21 protein-coding genes and 3 tRNA genes are annotated in these 17,907 nt (G+C 38.9%); 12 read left to right on the top strand and 12 right to left on the bottom strand.

The window, feature by feature from the left end:
- Nucleotides 1-21 precede the first annotated feature (21 nt).
- From PARC_RS03020 to PARC_RS02990, 7 genes are all read left to right on the top strand, one after another.
- On the top strand, nucleotides 22-1,521 hold the full coding sequence (locus PARC_RS03020; RefSeq protein ID WP_007580303.1) for an RNA polymerase factor sigma-54: 1,500 nt from the start codon (nucleotides 22-24) through the stop codon (nucleotides 1,519-1,521).
- Between the two features lie 25 nt (nucleotides 1,522-1,546).
- On the top strand, nucleotides 1,547-1,834 hold the full coding sequence (gene hpf / locus PARC_RS03015) for a ribosome hibernation promoting factor (protein ID WP_007580301.1): 288 nt from the start codon (nucleotides 1,547-1,549) through the stop codon (nucleotides 1,832-1,834).
- 4 nt (nucleotides 1,835-1,838) lie between these two features.
- Nucleotides 1,839-2,291 (top strand): PTS IIA-like nitrogen regulatory protein PtsN, encoded by a 453-nt coding sequence (gene ptsN / locus PARC_RS03010; protein WP_024590190.1) that lies wholly within the window; start codon nucleotides 1,839-1,841, stop codon nucleotides 2,289-2,291.
- Between the two features lie 18 nt (nucleotides 2,292-2,309).
- A complete protein-coding gene (gene rapZ / locus PARC_RS03005; protein ID WP_010554269.1) occupies nucleotides 2,310-3,155 on the top strand; it encodes an RNase adapter RapZ in 846 nt (281 codons plus the stop codon).
- Between the two features lie 42 nt (nucleotides 3,156-3,197).
- The gene (locus PARC_RS03000; protein ID WP_002957937.1) at nucleotides 3,198-3,470 is read left to right on the top strand and encodes an HPr family phosphocarrier protein; all 273 of its coding nucleotides are present in this window, start codon (nucleotides 3,198-3,200) and stop codon (nucleotides 3,468-3,470) included.
- Nucleotides 3,471-3,600: 130 nt separating this feature from the next.
- Nucleotides 3,601-4,959 (top strand): magnesium transporter, encoded by a 1,359-nt coding sequence (gene mgtE, locus PARC_RS02995; RefSeq protein ID WP_010554268.1) that lies wholly within the window; start codon nucleotides 3,601-3,603, stop codon nucleotides 4,957-4,959.
- 56 nt (nucleotides 4,960-5,015) lie between these two features.
- Complete coding sequence (locus PARC_RS02990; protein WP_010554267.1) at nucleotides 5,016-5,567, top strand: protein disulfide oxidoreductase; 552 nt, start codon at nucleotides 5,016-5,018, stop codon at nucleotides 5,565-5,567.
- A gap of 191 nt (nucleotides 5,568-5,758) precedes the next feature.
- On the opposite strand, the gene PARC_RS02985 is transcribed toward PARC_RS02990, so the two are convergent.
- Nucleotides 5,759-7,936, bottom strand: coding sequence for a YgiQ family radical SAM protein (locus tag PARC_RS02985; protein ID WP_010554266.1), 2,178 nt, complete (start codon nucleotides 7,934-7,936; stop codon nucleotides 5,759-5,761).
- 438 nt (nucleotides 7,937-8,374) lie between these two features.
- Between PARC_RS02985 and PARC_RS02980 the strand changes: the two genes are divergently transcribed.
- Together PARC_RS02980 and PARC_RS02975 are read left to right on the top strand one after the other, a co-directional pair.
- A complete protein-coding gene (locus tag PARC_RS02980) occupies nucleotides 8,375-8,956 on the top strand; it encodes an SRPBCC family protein (RefSeq protein ID WP_010554265.1) in 582 nt (193 codons plus the stop codon).
- Entirely contained in the window at nucleotides 8,925-9,812 is an 888-nt protein-coding gene (locus PARC_RS02975; RefSeq protein ID WP_010554264.1) for a TIGR03899 family protein, read from the top strand. Before PARC_RS02980 ends, PARC_RS02975 begins: the two co-directional genes overlap by 32 nt.
- Before the next feature lie 33 nt (nucleotides 9,813-9,845).
- On the opposite strand, the gene PARC_RS02970 is transcribed toward PARC_RS02975, so the two are convergent.
- The 8 genes from PARC_RS02970 to PARC_RS02930 all read right to left on the bottom strand — a co-directional run bounded on the left by PARC_RS02970 (nucleotide 9,846) and on the right by PARC_RS02930 (nucleotide 15,513).
- Nucleotides 9,846-10,610: a TIGR04219 family outer membrane beta-barrel protein gene (locus PARC_RS02970; protein WP_010554263.1), complete on the bottom strand. Its 765-nt coding sequence runs from the start codon at nucleotides 10,608-10,610 to the stop codon at nucleotides 9,846-9,848.
- 3 nt (nucleotides 10,611-10,613) lie between these two features.
- Entirely contained in the window at nucleotides 10,614-11,600 is a 987-nt protein-coding gene (locus PARC_RS02965; protein ID WP_010554262.1) for a DUF2333 family protein, read from the bottom strand.
- Between the two features lie 8 nt (nucleotides 11,601-11,608).
- Nucleotides 11,609-12,118 carry a copper chaperone PCu(A)C gene (locus PARC_RS02960; RefSeq protein WP_010554261.1) on the bottom strand — a complete coding sequence of 170 codons (510 nt, stop codon included), beginning with the start codon at nucleotides 12,116-12,118 and terminating at the stop codon, nucleotides 11,609-11,611.
- Nucleotides 12,119-12,197: 79 nt separating this feature from the next.
- Nucleotides 12,198-12,524, bottom strand: coding sequence for a hypothetical protein (locus tag PARC_RS02955; RefSeq protein WP_010554260.1), 327 nt, complete (start codon nucleotides 12,522-12,524; stop codon nucleotides 12,198-12,200).
- A 171-nt stretch (nucleotides 12,525-12,695) separates the two neighbouring features.
- Nucleotides 12,696-12,902 carry a PspC domain-containing protein gene (locus PARC_RS02950; RefSeq protein WP_010554259.1) on the bottom strand — a complete coding sequence of 69 codons (207 nt, stop codon included), beginning with the start codon at nucleotides 12,900-12,902 and terminating at the stop codon, nucleotides 12,696-12,698.
- 9 nt (nucleotides 12,903-12,911) lie between these two features.
- Nucleotides 12,912-13,592 (bottom strand): PspA/IM30 family protein, encoded by a 681-nt coding sequence (locus PARC_RS02945; protein WP_010554258.1) that lies wholly within the window; start codon nucleotides 13,590-13,592, stop codon nucleotides 12,912-12,914.
- Between the two features lie 244 nt (nucleotides 13,593-13,836).
- The gene (dusA, locus tag PARC_RS02940; protein ID WP_010554257.1) at nucleotides 13,837-14,769 is read right to left on the bottom strand and encodes a tRNA dihydrouridine(20/20a) synthase DusA; all 933 of its coding nucleotides are present in this window, start codon (nucleotides 14,767-14,769) and stop codon (nucleotides 13,837-13,839) included.
- Nucleotides 14,770-14,892: 123 nt separating this feature from the next.
- Complete coding sequence (locus PARC_RS02930) at nucleotides 14,893-15,513, bottom strand: MarC family protein (RefSeq protein ID WP_007580269.1); 621 nt, start codon at nucleotides 15,511-15,513, stop codon at nucleotides 14,893-14,895.
- 95 nt (nucleotides 15,514-15,608) lie between these two features.
- Here PARC_RS02930 and PARC_RS02925 point away from each other — a divergent pair, with 95 nt between their 5' ends.
- From PARC_RS02925 to PARC_RS02915, 3 genes are all read left to right on the top strand, one after another.
- On the top strand, nucleotides 15,609-16,046 hold the full coding sequence (locus PARC_RS02925) for a transcriptional repressor (protein ID WP_007580267.1): 438 nt from the start codon (nucleotides 15,609-15,611) through the stop codon (nucleotides 16,044-16,046).
- 75 nt (nucleotides 16,047-16,121) lie between these two features.
- Nucleotides 16,122-16,589 (top strand): chemotaxis protein CheX, encoded by a 468-nt coding sequence (locus PARC_RS02920; protein WP_007580265.1) that lies wholly within the window; start codon nucleotides 16,122-16,124, stop codon nucleotides 16,587-16,589.
- Nucleotides 16,586-17,014, top strand: coding sequence for a secondary thiamine-phosphate synthase enzyme YjbQ (locus PARC_RS02915; RefSeq protein WP_010554254.1), 429 nt, complete (start codon nucleotides 16,586-16,588; stop codon nucleotides 17,012-17,014). Before PARC_RS02920 ends, PARC_RS02915 begins: the two co-directional genes overlap by 4 nt.
- A gap of 231 nt (nucleotides 17,015-17,245) precedes the next feature.
- On the opposite strand, the gene PARC_RS02910 is transcribed toward PARC_RS02915, so the two are convergent.
- From PARC_RS02910 to PARC_RS02900, 3 genes are all read right to left on the bottom strand, one after another.
- Nucleotides 17,246-17,321 (bottom strand) — tRNA-Gly (locus PARC_RS02910).
- Between the two features lie 120 nt (nucleotides 17,322-17,441).
- Nucleotides 17,442-17,517 (bottom strand) — tRNA-Gly (locus tag PARC_RS02905).
- 96 nt (nucleotides 17,518-17,613) lie between these two features.
- A tRNA-Gly gene (locus tag PARC_RS02900) sits at nucleotides 17,614-17,689 on the bottom strand.
- Nucleotides 17,690-17,907 lie beyond the last annotated feature (218 nt).

Genomic DNA, 17,907 nt, shown 5'->3' with positions numbered 1-17,907 from the left:
TAAAAGGATTGTTAGAGATACATGAGGCAATCACTACAGCTGCGCATGGGCCAGCAACTTACAATGACTCCACAGTTGCAACAAGCTATTCGTTTGTTGCAACTCAGTACATTGGATCTCCAGCAAGAAATACAAGAAGCTCTCGACAGCAACCCGCTATTAGAGGTTGAAGAAGCAGACTATTCCGAAGACGCTGCAGGTAAAAACGAGCAAAAAGCAGATACAGATGACATAACTGTTAGCGCATCTGCCGATGATGCTCCAAGCGAATATGAACAAGATAGTGGTGAAGCACTTGCAAAAGACACGCTAAGTGACGACATGGCTATGGATGTTAGTTGGGATGAGTACATGAGTGCCGCCCCAGCAGCATCATCGGGTCCGATGCCTGAAGACGAATCAATATACCAAGGTGCCTCTACTGAAACGCTCCATGAGTATTTAATGTGGCAGTTACAACTAACGCCATTTAGCCCTACAGACGAAGCTATTGCTATTGCTATTGTAGAAGCCGTCGATGATTCAGGTATTTTAACACTAAGCTGCGAAGAGATTTTAGAAAGCTTTAATCAAGAAAACGAAGATGATAACGAAGTCGAACTTGATGAAATTGAAGCTGTATTAAAACGCATCCAACTGTTTGATCCTGTTGGTATTGCTGCACGTAGTTTACAAGAGTGTTTGTGTATTCAGCTTAACCAGTTTGATAAAGAAACACCTTACATTAATGAAACAAAAATGATTTTAACCGAGCATATTGATTTATTAGCTGCTCGTGACTATCGTACATTAATGAAGAAAACTAAGCTCAAAGAAGAAGAGCTTAAAGAAGTAATGACATTAATACATACTCTTAGCCCTAAACCTGCAGATACTATTGTAAGAGAAGAATCTGAGTATGTTATTCCTGATGTGTCAGTTAAAAAAATTAAAGGCCGCTGGGTTGTTGAGTTAAACCCAGATAGCATGCCTAAAATTCGTGTTAATAGCCAATACGCGGCAATGTCTCGCACTGTAAAATCCAGTGGTGACAGCCAGTTTATTCGCTCGCATTTACAAGAAGCTAAATGGTTTATTAAAAGCTTAGAAAGTAGAAACGACACGCTATTAAAAGTAACAAATTGTATTGTTAAGCAACAACAAGGCTTTTTTGAACACGGTCCTGAAGCCATGAAACCAATGGTTTTAAATGATGTTGCTGAAATGGTAGAAATGCACGAATCAACAATTTCGCGCGTAACAACCCAAAAGTATATGCACACACCCCGTGGTATATTTGAGCTTAAATATTTTTTCTCAAGCCATGTAAGCACCGAAAACGGTGGTGAATGTTCATCTACAGCAATCCGTGCGCTTATCCGAAAATTAATCGCAGCAGAAAACTCAGCAAAACCATTGAGTGATAGCAAAATAGCGGATATATTGGCTGAGCAAGGAATTAAAGTAGCGAGACGTACAATCGCAAAATACCGCGAATCTCTGGCTATTCCACCGTCAAATCAACGTAAAAGTTTGATTTAAGACGCAAAAAAAGAGGGTAATGCTTATGCAACTAAACTTAACTGGTCGTCACGTAGAATTAACCGATTCACTAAGAGACTATATTAATACCAAATTTGCGAAGCTAGAAAGACACTCTGATCATATTAATAATGTTCATGTCATTCTCGATGTAGAAAAATTAAATCAAAAAGCAGAAGCCACCATACACGTAAGCGGTGCTGAGCTATTTGCCTCTACAGAACATCAAGATATGTATGCCGCCATTGACTCGTTGATCGACAAGCTCGATCGACAAGTAATTAAACACAAAGAGAAGCTTGCTCGACACTAATATGATGAAATTAAGCTCACTTATATGCCAGGACTGCAGCAAAGCTGCGGTCCTTTTTAATAGCAAAAAAAGAATTTTAGAGTTCATTAGCGAACTTGCTCACGACAAACTTCCGTATTTACCGCAACAAGATATTCTTAATGCTTTAATGAGCAGAGAGAAACTCGGTAGTACAGGTATAGGGCGTGGCATTGCCATTCCTCATGGAAGAATGAGCGGTGCAGAAGAGCCTTTGGCTTTAGTACTCGTTAGCGAAACTCCAATAAATTTTGATGCAATCGATAATCGCCCTGTTGATATTTTCGTCGCACTCATCGTACCAGATGGCGATAACCAGCAGCACTTAAAGACTCTAGCAACCATTGCTGATAAACTAAACAACAAAGATTTTTGTAAACAGTTACGCAGTGCAAAATCAGATACTGAGCTTTACCAAGTTATTGTCAATCAATCATAGTTTTATAAAGGGTGTTAAATGGAGTTAATTATCATAAGCGGCCGTTCTGGTTCTGGAAAGTCGGTTGCTTTACGCGTTGTAGAAGATTTAGGTTATTATTGCGTAGATAATATTCCAGTTAACTTGCTTCCTTCATTAGTTCGCAGTGTGTCTGATAGCTACGATAAAATTGCTGTTAGCATTGATGTGCGTAACATCCCTAAACAACAAGATGAATTTAACGATATTCTTGAATACTTGCCTGGCTTTGCAAAACCTACGTTATTTTATTTAGATAGCGACGATCAAACATTGATCAAACGTTTTTCTGAAACTCGTAGATTACACCCACTATCAATTGACTCGTTGCCTCTTGATTTAGCCATCAAAAAAGAAAAAGAATTACTTGATGTATTAATCACCCGCGCCGACTTTATGATAGACACGACTGATTTGAGTGTTCATCAACTTGCTGAATCTATTCGTGAAAAGATTTTAGGTAAAAAAGATAAGCAACTGATTGTCACGTTTGAATCGTTTGGTTTTAAATACGGTATACCAAAAGAAGCAGATTACGTATTTGATGCACGCTTTTTACCCAATCCACATTGGGAACCTGAATTAAAACCTTTAAATGGGTTAGATCAACCTGTTAAAGATTATTTGGCCAATCACAGCATAGTGCAAAAATTCACATGGCAAATTCAAACATTTGTACAAACATGGTTACCGCACTTAGAGCGAAATAACCGCAGTTATTTAACCATTGCTATTGGGTGTACAGGCGGACAACATCGCTCTGTATATTTAGCGCAAACTATTGGTGAAAGTTTTGCAATGACACATCCCAATGTGAAAATTCGCCATCGCGAACAAGAAAAATAATATAGCTGAATAATCACCTGTTCAGCTTAGGTAGAGTAAGTTATGCATTGTGAAGACACTTTTTTAATAAAAAACAAATTAGGATTGCACGCCAGAGCAGCCACCGTGCTTGCCCAATTGGCAGTGCAGTTTGATGCGACAATTACATTATTTCAAGATGACAAAGAAGCTGCAGGCGATAGCGTACTTGCACTAATGTTACTTGAAAGTAGCCAAGGCAAAGAAGTAAAAGTTGTATGTAAAGGCCCCGATTCTGAGCAAGCTTTACATGCTGTTGGAGAATTAATAGCACAACGTTTTAATGAACAAGAATAAACAGTTATAAAAATAATGCTCGCATTACTAATGCCCCAACTAAAACAGATATATAAAATAAATACGGTTAGTGACGCCAGTTAACTCACCTCTCCCCATAAAGTAATATAAAAATTTATAAAGGACGCCAATGCCTGAAGCTTTTGAACAAGATTACCCACTACAGCAACTAAAACAGGTGACTAAGTCACTCAATAGTGGTCAATTTGTTCAAGTTAGGCGCATGCTCGCAAAAACAGCTCCTTGTGATACCGCATTATTATTAGAATCATCACCACATAAAATTCGCCGACTCCTTTGGCAGTTGGTTGATCCTGATGTGCAAGGTGATGTTCTTGAAGAACTCTCAGAAGATGTTCGTTTAGGCATTATTGCCCAAATGGAACCTAAGCACATTGCAGCCGCAACAGAAGATATGGGCCACGATGACTTAGGTGAAGTATTACGTAGTCTGCCAGACACCGTCTATAAAGACGTTGTTAGCGCGATGGACATTCAAGACCGTGAACGTGCAACACAAGCACTTTCGTATCAAGAGCGTTCTGCTGGCGCGCTAATGAACACCGATACGGTGACCATTCGCCCTGACGTTACGCTTGATGTTGTACTTAGATATATTAGGCTACGTGGCGAGTTACCAGAAGGTACCGATGACTTGTACGTTGTTGATAAGCATAACTGCTTTATAGGCGCTTTATCGCTAAGTACATTATTAACTAACCCGCCAGAAAAAATTGTTCGCGATTTAATGGATGAAGATTGTGAATCAATTCCAATCTCAATGGATGAAAGTGAAGTCGCGCAATTATTTGAACGTCATAATTGGATATCGGCCCCCGTAGTTGATGATAACGATCAGCTCCTTGGTCGTGTCACTATCGATGACATCGTTGACGTAATCCGAGAAGATGCTGAGCATAGTTTATTGGGCTTAGCCGGCCTTGATGATGAAGAAGATACCTTTGCGCCAGTACTAAAAAGCTCTAAAAAACGCTCAGTTTGGTTAGGTGTCAACTTACTAACTGCACTTGCAGCTGCTTTTGTAGCTAGCTTTTTTGAAGGCACTTTAGATGTTTTACCTATTTTAGCTGTACTTAACGGTATTGTCCCTTCTATGGGCGGTGTTGCAGGTAGCCAATCATTAACGCTTGTTATTCGTGGTATTGCGGTAGGTCATATAAATCAAACAAACCAACGTTTCTTGATGATGAAAGAGCTTGCTATTGGCGCGTTAAACGGTGTTTTGTGGTCGTTGTTAATAGCAGGTGTTATTGCCCTATGGCAGTGGGACTTTATGCTTGGTGGCGTACTCGCCTTCGCTATGTTTATGAACTTAGTGGTGGCAGGTGTTGCTGGTGCGAGTATCCCTATTATTCTTAAAAGAATGAATATAGACCCAGCACTTGCAGGGAGTGTGGTGCTAACCACGGTGACAGATATTGTGGGTATATTCGCCTTTTTAGGTACTGCTACTTGGTTGCTGGTTTAAATTAGAAACCTTTGCAAATAACTAAAGTAAAAAACACTTAGGGTAAAGCTGCAACTATGACAACGGATACCAAAAATAAAAAAGACACACCTAACAAAACGCCAAAACAAAAAGGCCTATCAATATTAAAAAGTGTGTTGATATATGGTTTCATATTTTTCGTAATTTATAACGCTGTCAATTGGTGGCGACAACCTGTTATGCCAGCAAATCCTCAATTACAATTAATAGATTATAAAGGGCAAAACATTGATTTAGCAGCAATGAGCCAAGATAAACCAACACTTGTCTATTTTTGGGGAACTTGGTGCCCTATTTGTAGTATTACCTCCCCTGCCATAAACGAACTCGCAAACGAGAATAACTACCCTATCGTGAGCATCGCAGTAAAATCAGGTTCGGATCAAAAGCTACATGAGTATCTAAATGATCATGGCTACAGTTTTATCACTGTCAACGATCAACACGGTGAGATATTTGCCGATTGGCAAGGGCAAGTCACGCCATCTTATATAATCTTAAAAGATAATAAAATGACGCAAGGGCTAACAGGCATTCAGCCGTTATGGTCACTTAAATTACGTTTGTGGTTATCATCAACGTTTTAAGAAAAAACTAACTGCAAGTATATAGACACTAAATACGTGCTATCTCAAGAGGGGTTTCTAAAAGCTCGCTCTTTATCACCTACAATAATATAGATAATAAAGAGCAAGGTTTACTTAATTTACGCATGAAAAGGGCTTAAAAACCCTTGGCGTAATTAAACTAATCTACTAGTTATTAATAGATTGAATCACTAACGTGTACTTTGACGATTACCGCCTACTTTTGGTTTAGTGTTTGCCTTTTTAAATTGGCTAAAACCGGTATGTCGCGTTAGTGCCGGACGTCCGCCTTTACTGCCACCTTTACCTGCTTTTTCATCACGCCCTTCTTCAGGCACTAAACAGTTAGGCCCTTTACCAATTAAATTAGCTTTACCCAGTTTACGCAGTGCTTCACGTATCATCGGCCAACCTGCTGCATCATGGTAACGTAAAATAGCTTTATGTAATCTACGTTGGCGAGCACCTTTAGGTACTGGAACAACTTCTGTATTGTTTTTTATATTACGTAAAGAGTTCATTTCTGTGTGGTAAATAGTCGTCGCATTAGCCATCGGTGATGGGTAAAAATTTTGTACCTGATCAAGCTTAAAGTCGTTTGATTTAAGCCATAAAGCCATGTTTACCATGTCTTCATCTTTTGTCCCTGGGTGAGCAGATATAAAGTAAGGAATTAAATACTGCTTTTTACCGGCTTCTTTAGAATACTTATCAAATAATTCTTTAAATTGATCGTACGCCCCCATACCTGGTTTCATCATTTTTGATAATGGACCATCCTCTGTATGCTCTGGCGCTATTTTTAAGTAGCCACCTACATGATGCGTTACTAATTCTTTAACGTAACGCGGGTCGCGTACAGCTAAGTCGTAACGAACTCCAGAAGCAATCAATACCTTTTTGATACCCTTAACTTCACGTGCTTTTTTATATAAGTCTATTGTTGGCGTATGATCTGTATCCATATGCTTACAAATTTCAGGATACACACATGATAAACGTCTACAGGTACTTTCTGCCTTTTTGCTCGTACAACGCAGTTTATACATATTTGCAGTTGGACCACCTAAATCAGAAATAACACCAGTAAAACCGGGTACTTTATCTCTAATCTGTTCAATTTCTTCAATAATTGATTCTTGCGAACGGCTTTGAATAATACGCCCTTCATGCTCCGTAATTGAGCAAAACGAACACCCACCAAAACAACCGCGCATAATATTAACTGACGTTTTTATCATGTCGTAAGCAGGAATTTTAGAGTCGCCGTAACTTGGGTGAGGAATACGCTGATACGGTAAACCAAACACAGCATCCATCTCATGTGTTTCTAATGGGTATGCTGGCGGGTTTACCCAAATAGAACGATCGCCGTGTCGCTGAAACAGTGCTCTTGCACAACCAGGATTTGTTTCTTGATGTAGAATACGCGAAGCGTGGGCGTATAAAGGTTTGTTAACACTTACTTGCTCATAAGCAGGTAACTTAACGTAAGTTTTTTCCCATGGCTTAGGTCGCGCAGGCTGAACCATAATTGGTTTTGCAGCTTCTGCTTTTAAATCTATACCGGCTTGTTTAAATTCAGATTTACTACAGCCAACATCATCCGCGCCGTATGGATTTGGAATTGGGTCGATTTTACCAATTTTATCTATAGCCGTAGAGTCACTTCCACGCCAACCTGGTAAAGGTTCTCTTCTGATAACAGCCGTGCCGCGAATATCTTGAATAGTATCCATTGTTTCGCCTGCGGCAATACGGTGTGCAACTTCAACTAACGGACGCTCTGCGTTACCGTAAATTAAAATATCAGCTTTTGCATCAAACAAAATACTACGACGTACTTTTTCTTGCCAATAGTCGTAATGAGCTATACGACGAAGGCTGGCTTCAATACCGCCAATAACAATTGGGATACCTTTGTATGCTTCACGGCATTTTTGCGAGTAAATCATTACGGCGCGATCTGGACGTTTACCACCTACGTTATCTGGCGTGTAAGCATCATCGTGGCGCATACGCTTTTCAGCTGTATAGCGATTGATCATCGAATCCATGTTGCCAGCTGTTACACCAAAAAATAAATTCGGTCTGCCTAGTTCCATAAATGCATCTTTAGAGTCCCATGCTGGCTGGGCAATAATACCCACTCTAAAGCCTTGCGCTTCAAGTACACGGCCAATTACCGCCATACCAAAACTAGGATGATCGACGTACGCGTCGCCACTAATTATTATTATGTCGCAGCTATCCCAGCCAAGTGCATCCATTTCTTCACGTGTAGTTGGTAAAAATGGCGCGGTGCCATAACATTCAGCCCAGTATTTAGGGTATGAAAATAAGGCGCGCTTAGCTTTGAGTGTGCTCATAATTGTGGCCGTAGAATAACAAAAGGCGCGAATTATACCCTACTAAATTGTTTATATATACAAAGTAGTCAAAGCATATCGCGCCTTAAATTCTAAATCGTTCATTATCTTGAATAATAAAAATAGCCTTTGTTAAGCGTTTATTTATAAGTTCGATTTTTAAAATAAGTATGCATACATAAAACACTCCCCAAATCTTTAAGCAATTTTACTGATTCTATGCTTCACATCTTATTGGTTCATTTTACAAAACCAAGAAATGTAGAATCAAAACTTTCAACAAGTGTATTTATTTCATAGCTTCATTAAAAATATAGCTCTAACAGTATTCATGCAACTAAGTAACAATTAATAAATTATTTTTGGTTTATAATCTAATTCATACTATAGTCCATTAATAAAAGTTGTTGTATTTTAGCTCAAAAAACGAATAAAGGTGTGCTTATTAAGCTATTAAAAATATTAATTAAAGGCGTACTGTTATTACTATTAGTACTCGTACTGATAGGGCTGATACTCCCTCAAAGCTATAGTGTGAATAAAACAATTGAAATCAATGCAAATATAGAAGTAGTAAAGCCGCTTGTCACCGACTTTAGTCAATGGCAAAAATGGTCTCCGTGGGAAAAAGTAGACTCCAGCATACGCTTTACTTTGGGCGAACCCAGTTCTGGCTTAGGGGCTCATCAGTCTTGGAAAGGGAAATGGGGTTATGGTGAAATGATCATAACTTCGGTAAGCCAAAATAAGGTCAGCTTTAACATACTTTTAAATGCTGAACATATTATCAGAGGAACATTTAATTTTAGTGAGCAAAACGGTATTGTTACTTTAATATGTAATATTGAAGGGCAAACAACCACTCCTTTAATATCTGGCTACACCGCAATTTTGAGCGAGTATGTGCTGCGCAATACAGTGTCTCTGGGATTAAATAACCTTAAAACTGTTGCTCAGCTTAGTCATTCACAAAGGACAATGCACAGCCATGACAATCAAAACAGCACAGGCGAGAATTAATCTTGCCAACATCATCGAATCCTTACTTGGTTACCCTATAACAAAAGTAGGTAATAACGGTGTACTACCTACTAATGAGCAAAGTTACGATATTAAGGGCCAAATTAAGCCGCTTTATCATATTAACAGTGAAAACTCTGTTTTAGCTCGCGCTCAAAAACGCCAAGATTTATTACTTATCAAACAACAACAAAATATAGAGTCAATTTTAGCAATGGCTATGGGGTTTTGCCCTGATGTAGCAAGTAGTAAACAGCCCGATGTTGATTGGGTAGAGCATTTTATAGCGCTGTGTGAAGATACTTCTAATGAATCAATGCAAATTTTATGGGCAAAAATTTTAACAGGAGAAACACTTAACCCTGGTACGTTTTCAATTAAAAGCCTACAAACTTTAAAACATATGACACAGCGAGAAGCAGACTCTTTGCAAAAATGTGTGTCGCTCTCAGGCTATAACGAAAAAGACGACAGCCACTTTATATTACTCGGCTTTTACAAAAAACCGTCCTTGTTTGATTTGCTACGAAAAGGAAATAAAGTATCTTTAAATTTAGGAAAAACGGGTATTAGCTTTCCTGATATTTTAACGCTCATGGATCTTAATTTACTGTATAGAAAAGAAATTGAATCTGCAGTGCTTAAAGCGGGGCAAGAGCTTACCCTTTCATTTTTATCGCAAAAAGTAACGTTAAAAGCAAAGAGTAGTGATTTGGTATTAAGCTATTACAAATTTACTCAAACAGGTGATGAGCTATCTAAACTCATTACTTTTCCTGTCAATAAGGTCTATAAGCAGTTGATTAATAATGCGCTAGAGGGAGAGTTTGATTTAGCGTGGCACGCAATAAAATAATATGCCACGCTTTGTTTAATTAGAAAATACTAATTAAAAATGAACCTGAATACCCGCAAATGGGCCAGATGCATCAATATCAGTAGTAATATCATCTACATCATCAAGTTCTAATACCATAGAGCGGTAACCGGCTTTAACAGCAACATCTACTGCCAAGTTATCAATAAGTTCCCATGCTACGCCTACTTGGTAATCTTGTACTTTACTGTCGTCAATAGCCAAAAAGCTACCTTCAAAAAACACACTTAAACCAGTAAATGGTAAGCCAGCTTCGGCACGGCCGTATGCAAGAGGAACAAAACCAGAGAAGTCTTTTGTTTCTCTTTGAGGAAAATCATCATCCTCGTATTCTACTGTAATTTCACCGTCGAACTGCTTAACATTTAAACCTAAGTCAATTGAGATTAAATCGTTATCAAAAATTTCGTAGTAAAAGATATAATCAATATGCGTTAAATCACTTACAGTATCTACCGTAGTACCTATTGTATATTTAGAACCATTAAAGCTAAATGTATCTGTAAGCAGCGCTGAACCATTTAGCTCAAGCTCTGTATACTTTAATTTAATGTTTGGAACTAGTGGCACAGGGTGCTCAAGCGCCGCGTAGTAACTTACAAAAGTCTCATCTTCAAAATCAAAATCTTGTGATGCTTTGTCTTTATAAGAAAATTGGCCATCGTTATCTGACTTCCATCCATCAACACCTACGTATAAACCTAGTAGAGTGTCAGCTTGCGCCGCTGGTGCTAAACATGCCATTGAAAGGGCTGCTGCTAAACAATACTTTTTCATTTTTTATCCTTGAGCTAGTAGTTCGCTAAGTTCGATTAAAGCCGCATTGGCTCTAGAAATATAATTTGCCATAACTAAAGAGTGGTTAGCAACATAGCCAAAACCATTCCCGTTTAAAATAAGTGGGCTCCATACTGTTTCTTGAGTTGCCTCAAGTTCACGTATGATTTGTTGAACGCTTACACGTGCATTTTTCTTTTCAAGTACATCATTAAAGTCATACTCTATCGCTTGTAAAAAGTGTAGTAACGCCCAAGTAGCACCGCGCGACTCGTAAAACACGTCGTCGATTTCTAACCACGGCGTTCTTACTTGTTGCTGCAGTGGAGCAAGGGTTGCTTGTTTATTAGATGAATTACCTGCTAAATCGGTATTCACTTTTTCTTGGCCTACACTGGCGCTTAAACGCTGGCTTAAACTACCTAAACGTTTTTCAGCTTCTTTAAGCCAACTACGTAAGTTATCTGCTCGTGCATAAAATTGACTATCACGCTCATGCTCGTTAGCAATTTGTCCACGATATACCATTAAGTAGTCAATACCTTTTTGGTACTCACCTTCAGCACTTGGCCATGCCCATGCTTCAGAGCTTATATTAAACTGTGGCTGCGCCTTTTTAAGTGCTTCATGTTCCGTAGACTGTGATTGCGAACGGCTAAAATCTTTTCGCATAGAAAGCGATAAATCACGCACCATTTCTAGCGCGCCATATTCCCACGCCGGCATATCATCCATAATAATACTTGGTGGTATTACATCATTTGATAAGTAGCCACCGGGTTTATCTAGTAAGGTATTTGCTACTGTAATTAATGTAGAAGTAGTTACGTAACCCGTAACTATTTTTTCATTACGAAGCTGCGCTTGCTCTTTGGCGTTTGCAACAACATCAAAACGTGAAGGCTCAGTACTCCAATAAACAGCAATTGCGTAAAATATGATAAGCAGTAAAACAACTATTCCTGCTATTTTTCCTTTGTGTTGCGACATGTGTACTCCTAGTGATGAGCGTGTTGAGTAGATGGTTTTGACTGCGTAGCTTGCGCTTCAAGCGACACGACTTGAGCATTAGTGAACAAGCGATTACCGTCACTAAAATATAGCGTGAGTTTGCGTTCTTGCCCTACTTTTAATGGCTCTTGTGGTTCAAATACCATTAAATGATAACCGCCAGGTTGAAAACTGACACTTTCGTGCGCTTTAATTTCAACTGATTCAACTTGTTGCATTTTCATCATGCCGTCTACATGTGAATGCTCGTGTATTTCAACACGCCCTAAGCCATCAATAGTTGCCTTAGTTAAAGTTGCTGCGGCTCCACTGTGATTTATTAGCGTTAAATAACCTACAGTTGAAGTACTGCCAGGTAAAAACTCTCTAACTTGCGCGTTAGTTACTTCGAGCACAGCCACATCAGAACCATGATCGTGCCCTGAGTGCGCCGCCAACGATGACGAAAAAAAACTAAATATTAATGCAGAAGCCATCGAAAAACATAGTTTCGTCATCATTCTTATCCTTATGAGAACTTAAAATTACAGGCTAAATTTAACATAGTTAACCTATAATAGTCAGTCAAATTAAGGATTAAGAGGCTACTTTTTTGTTATCGGCAACAAGCCAACACAACACTGCAACAAATAGTAACGGCCATGCAATCATTATAGATCCGAATAAAAGCGCTAAAACAGTCCCTGCTAATGCCACTACACCCGCACCAACTAATCCCATAGTAATTAAAGCCACTACAGCAACTACAGCAACAATTGCGGCCAAAGCACCTACAAGCTCAAGCCCAGCCCAGCTAATATCAGCAATCCATAACGGCAACTGCCAAGAATCAATCTGCACAAACGTTATTAAATCAGTAAACAGTAATAAATAGATAATTACACATACTGCCAAAGCTTTCATAGTAATTCTCCTTATACCAACCGGCTTATATATGAGGTCTATTTAACGATAAGAAATTGCGCTATAACTAGGCAAAAATTTTTATATCTAGTTGTTCTAAATGAAAATTTTCAACAACGTTATAGAGTGATTTAATTCGTTAAATTGTTCAAATATTTATGCCTGTTGGTATTAATACTCTTTATTTTCAAGGCAGCAATGCGCTATAAAATAACCAAGTGCAATTGCAAACGGAAAACTCAAAAACAACAAAATAGTAACTACGCGTGTTGCCCATACCGGAAAGTCCAATCTACGAGCTAAACCACTACAAACACCCGATATTTTTTTATTTAGAGTATCTTTATACCAACCTCGTTGACGGTTAAAGCTGTTCATAGCAATCTCCTAAGCAGTGTGTTTTAAATTAGTATTTAAGTTCGCCTTTAAGCGAGCCAACTCAGCATCAATTTTTTCATTTTTAACTAACGACTCAATTTGGGCACTGGTAGAGCTTGCTGTATCAGTCAGCTCATAAGCCTCTACTTGAGCTTCAATACCTTCAACACGCTGCTCTATTTGTTCAAAACGAGACAACGCATGAGCTACTTTATCGCTTTGTAGTTGCGTACTGATTCGCCCTCTAGCAATGGCAACATTATGGCGTTGCATTAACTGAGCTTGCTTAGTTTTAGCCATAGCCATTTTTTGCTGCAAGCGCTCACAATCAGACTTAATTTTTCCAATAGACTCTTGCAATGTTTCTAGTTGAGTTTGCTTATTTTCAATGCTTTCGTTAACGCGCTGCTTTTCAAGTAAGGCAGACTTAGCAAGGTCATCACTGCCCTTCTCAACCGCACGTTCTGCTTTAATTTGCCAAGCTGCTAATTCTGTTTTTTTAGTATCAATTTGGCGATTAATTACTTTCTCTTCACACAATAAAGCGGCTGCTGTACTACGGGACTCATTCAATGCATCTTGCATCTCGGTAAGCATTAGGTTTAAAAGCTTTTCTGGATCTTCTGCTTTATCAAGCATGGCGACAATGTTTGATTGAATTACATCATTTACGCGGTTAAATATTCCCATGGTATTCTCCTGTTGATTTTTAATTAATTTCAACAAGGAGATTCCAAGAGTTGTGCCAAGTTCATAAAAACAAGAATAAAGCATTTAAAATCATTATATTAAATAAAAACCACTCTAAATTTTAGTGACTTTAAGCTGAACAGCATAGAGTGTAATTGGCCAATAAATTATGATTTTGACTAATTTTTAGGATCAAAAAAGCCACTCGAAAGTGGCTAAAATTTAGAATTTTTAAAGCTTAGCTTTATTCTGGTACAAAGCTTAATGCTTTATCCATTACCGATAAATCAGCTTGCTTACCGTGACCACTTTCAGAAAGATGGCGTCTAAAACCTCGCGCACCAGGCTGCCCCTGAAAAATACCGAGCATGTGACGTGCAATATGCCAAAAATTAGCACCCAAACGCATTTCTTCTTCAATGTAGTCATACATTGAACGCACTACATCGTGGCGTGATTGTGTATTTGCAGCATCACCATAAATTTTCTCATCAACGTCATTGAGCATAAATGGGTTACTGTAAGCTTCACGACCAATCATTACACCATCAATATGTTGCAAATGTTCTAGGCTCTGCTCAATTGTTTTAACACCGCCATTTAGGCTTAAGTCTAGCTGCGGATAATCTTTTTTAAGTTGATAAACACGTGGGTAATCAAGCGGTGGAACCTCACGATTTTCTTTCGGGCTTAAACCATTAAGCCATGCTTTACGAGCATGAATAATAAAATCATCACACCCTACTTTATGAGACGCTTCAATAAGCGCACATAAAAACTCATACGAATCTTGCTCATCAATACCAATACGCGTTTTAACAGTTACAGGAATACTTACTTCGCTTTTCATTGCTGCAACACACTCAGCAACTAATTGAGGCTCAGCCATTAAGCATGCGCCAAATCGACCATTTTGAACTCTGTCTGACGGGCAACCTACATTTAAATTTATTTCGTCATAGCCACGCTCACCTGCGAGCTTTGCACATTGCGCAAGCGCTTTAGGATCAGAGCCACCAAGTTGCAGTGCAACTGGGCCTTCGTGTTTATTAAAATGTAAGTAGTCGCCTCGACCAAATAAAATAGCCCCTGTGGTTATCATTTCAGTATAAAGCACAGTATGTATAGTCATTTTGCGATGAAAAGTACGACAATGGCGATCAGTCCAATCAAGCATGGGGGCCACAGAAAAGCGTCTATCCAAAGTACATTTATTCAAAGCAAACCTCAGGGTATTAAAGTTATTAAGCACAGCTTAAAAGGCGCTGCATTTTACACAAAAGCCTGGCAGGCATCAATGTTAAGAGAATACCTGCAAGCCAAAATAATGGGCTATGCCATTTAAAATATTGGTAACCGCAACCGAGCTTAAAATAAGCCCCATAATTCTACTTATTATACTTGCACCACTATCACCAATTAATCTATGTACGTGCGTTGCAAGCAGCAATAAAACCAGTACAACCGCTAATACAGCAAGCATCATTGAAGACGTTAGTAACTGCTCAACCCATGTATATTCTTCATTGCGGGTCATTAATACAGCACCTAACATAGCGCCAGGACTCGCGATAGACGGAATCGCAAGCGGAAAAATAGCGGTTTCAGTGCTGTCGCGTACACTTTTAATTTCGGCTTCAGGCTTACTTTCACCAAATATCATTGAAAGCGCAAAAATAAGTAATATGATACCGCCGGCTATTTGAAAAGCCGAAAGTGGAATTTCAATTGCGTTAAGTAATTGCTCACCTGCGAGTACAAAAAATAAGAGCACTAATGCAGATACGCCTACCGCTTTAAATATAACTTTACGTTTAAATTTCTCATCATCACCACGTGTGACTGCAATAAATACAGGTACAGTGCCAATGGGGTCAATAACCGCAAAAAAGAAAATAAATATAGCCAATAGTTCGTGCATTACTGGGTTTCCTAGGTAAAAAGCGCTTAATAAAAACGCTGCAACTACAACACAGTATGTTAGTATATCACGGTAGCATAAGGATAAGAGTAATGATGAATATAGAATCACTCGTAAGTAAAGCAAAACAAGTTTGTGACAACCGTGGTGCGCGTTTTACGCCTATCCGCGAGAAGGTATTTCGTCTATTAGCCAGTGCACAAGGTGGTGTTGGTGCATACGATTTGCTTGAGCAATTAAAAGTAACTGAAACAGGTGCTAAACCTGCAACTATTTATCGTGCATTAGACTTTTTAGCTGAACTAGGTTTTATTCATAAAATTGAAAGCACAAATGCATTTATGCTGTGCCATCATTTTGATCATATTCACCCGGTACAATTATTAATCTGCGATACATGTGGCTTTGTTAAAGAATTACACTCGAGTGTAATTTCGCATGAGCTTAATAATCTAGCTGCCGAAGGTGGCTTTGTCGTATCAGGGCAAACAATAGAAGCACATGGTAAATGTGAATCTTGTAGAGCATCATAATCCTTCAAAGTTATCCTTAGTGACTATACTCAAACTATATAGTCATTTCACAGAACAAATTTAAGAGTAGCCACTATGAATGTAGAATTCATCAATCCTTTTTTATCTTCTTTAATTAATGTTTTAAGCACTATGGCTCAAACTCAATTGAAGCCGGGTAAACCTCGCATTAAAACTGATGAGATAGCCTGTGGTGATGTATCAGGTTTGATTGGTATGGTTGGCCCGCAAACGCGTGGATCATTTTCAATTACATTTGATGAAGGATTAGCATTAACCATCATGGAGCGTATGCTTGGCGAACGCCCTGATACCATAGATGAAGAAGTTACCGATATGGTTGGCGAAATAACCAACATGGTAACTGGTGGTGCTAAAAATTTACTTGGCGAGAAAGGCTTCGACTTTGATATGGCAACGCCTATTGTGGTATCGGGTAAAGGTCATACAATTACTCATAAAAGCCAAGGTAAAAAAATCATCATGCCATTTAGTTGTGATGCTGGTAATGCAAACATTGAAGTTAGCTTCGATAAACTATGAGTTGGCAGCAAAAGCAAATTACATTAAAGCCTCGCCAGCGAGGTTTTCATATAATTGATGACGAAATATTATCTCAACTTCCTGAACTGGCGAGTTACAAAATAGGCTTATTACATTTATTTATTCAGCATACCTCAGCGAGCCTCACAATAAACGAAAATGCAGATCCCACTGTTCGTATGGACATGGAAAGCCATTTCAATAAATTCGTTCCTGAGCGTCAACCTTATTATCGCCACGATTATGAAGGTGACGACGACATGCCTGCACACATAAAAACCAGTACGTTAGGCTGCGAGCTAAGTATTCCTATTTCAAATGGTTATTTAGCGTTAGGTACATGGCAAGGCATTTATTTAGGTGAACATCGTGATTCTGGTGGCTCTAGACGAGTTATAGCAACTATTCAAGGGGAGCTATTTTAACAAAATCTTCAGGTTTCAAAGTATTAGCTCTTCTGTACCTCACTCATACCTCATAACTTCAAAGTACGACACCTTTCTTGTGGCGCTGAGCTCGCGCGAAGCGATAGCTTCTAACAACCAAAACTTCAATGCTGAATATTGCACATAGAATAAAGTAGATAAGAGAGATTTTAAATTATAATTTTATTTATGATTTTTAATATAGAAAATTTTGAAAGGATATAAAAAGATTGGAGCGGTACACGAGGCTCGAACTCGTGACCTCGACCTTGGCAAGGTCGCGCTCTACCAACTGAGCTAGTACCGCATTTTTATTTCTTTAGTTATTTTACGCTTAAGCGCGACAGGTCGCGTTCAACATTCTAGCAACTGAGCTAGTACCGTATAACTAAATTTACTATCACTACAATTTCTTTTGGTTAGAAATTGGAGCGGTACACGAGGCTCGAACTCGTGACCTCGACCTTGGCAAGGTCGCGCTCTACCAACTGAGCTAGTACCGCATTTTTCAGTTATTTTATTGATGCGCAATAAATTGCGTTCAACATCCTAGCAACTGAGCTAGCTTTTATTCACTTCAATTTCTTTTGGTTAGAAATTGGAGCGGTACACGAGGCTCGAACTCGTGACCTCGACCTTGGCAAGGTCGCGCTCTACCAACTGAGCTAGTACCGCATTTTTTATTTCTTCAGTTATTTTACGTTGGTGCGCGACAGGTCGCGTTCAACATTCTAGCAACTGAGCTAGTACCGCATTTTCACTTCTTCAGTTATTTTACGTTGGTGCGCGACGGGTCGCGTTCAACATTCTAGCAACTGAGCTAGTACCGCATTTATTGATGGTAATTCAATCACTCAAACACACTAACCCCGCGTGGGTTATCATCTTTAGCG

The organism is Pseudoalteromonas arctica A 37-1-2 (assembly GCF_000238395.3).
Lineage (GTDB): Bacteria > Pseudomonadota > Gammaproteobacteria > Enterobacterales > Alteromonadaceae > Pseudoalteromonas > Pseudoalteromonas arctica.
This window is presented reverse-complemented; position numbering and strand designations above follow the sequence as displayed.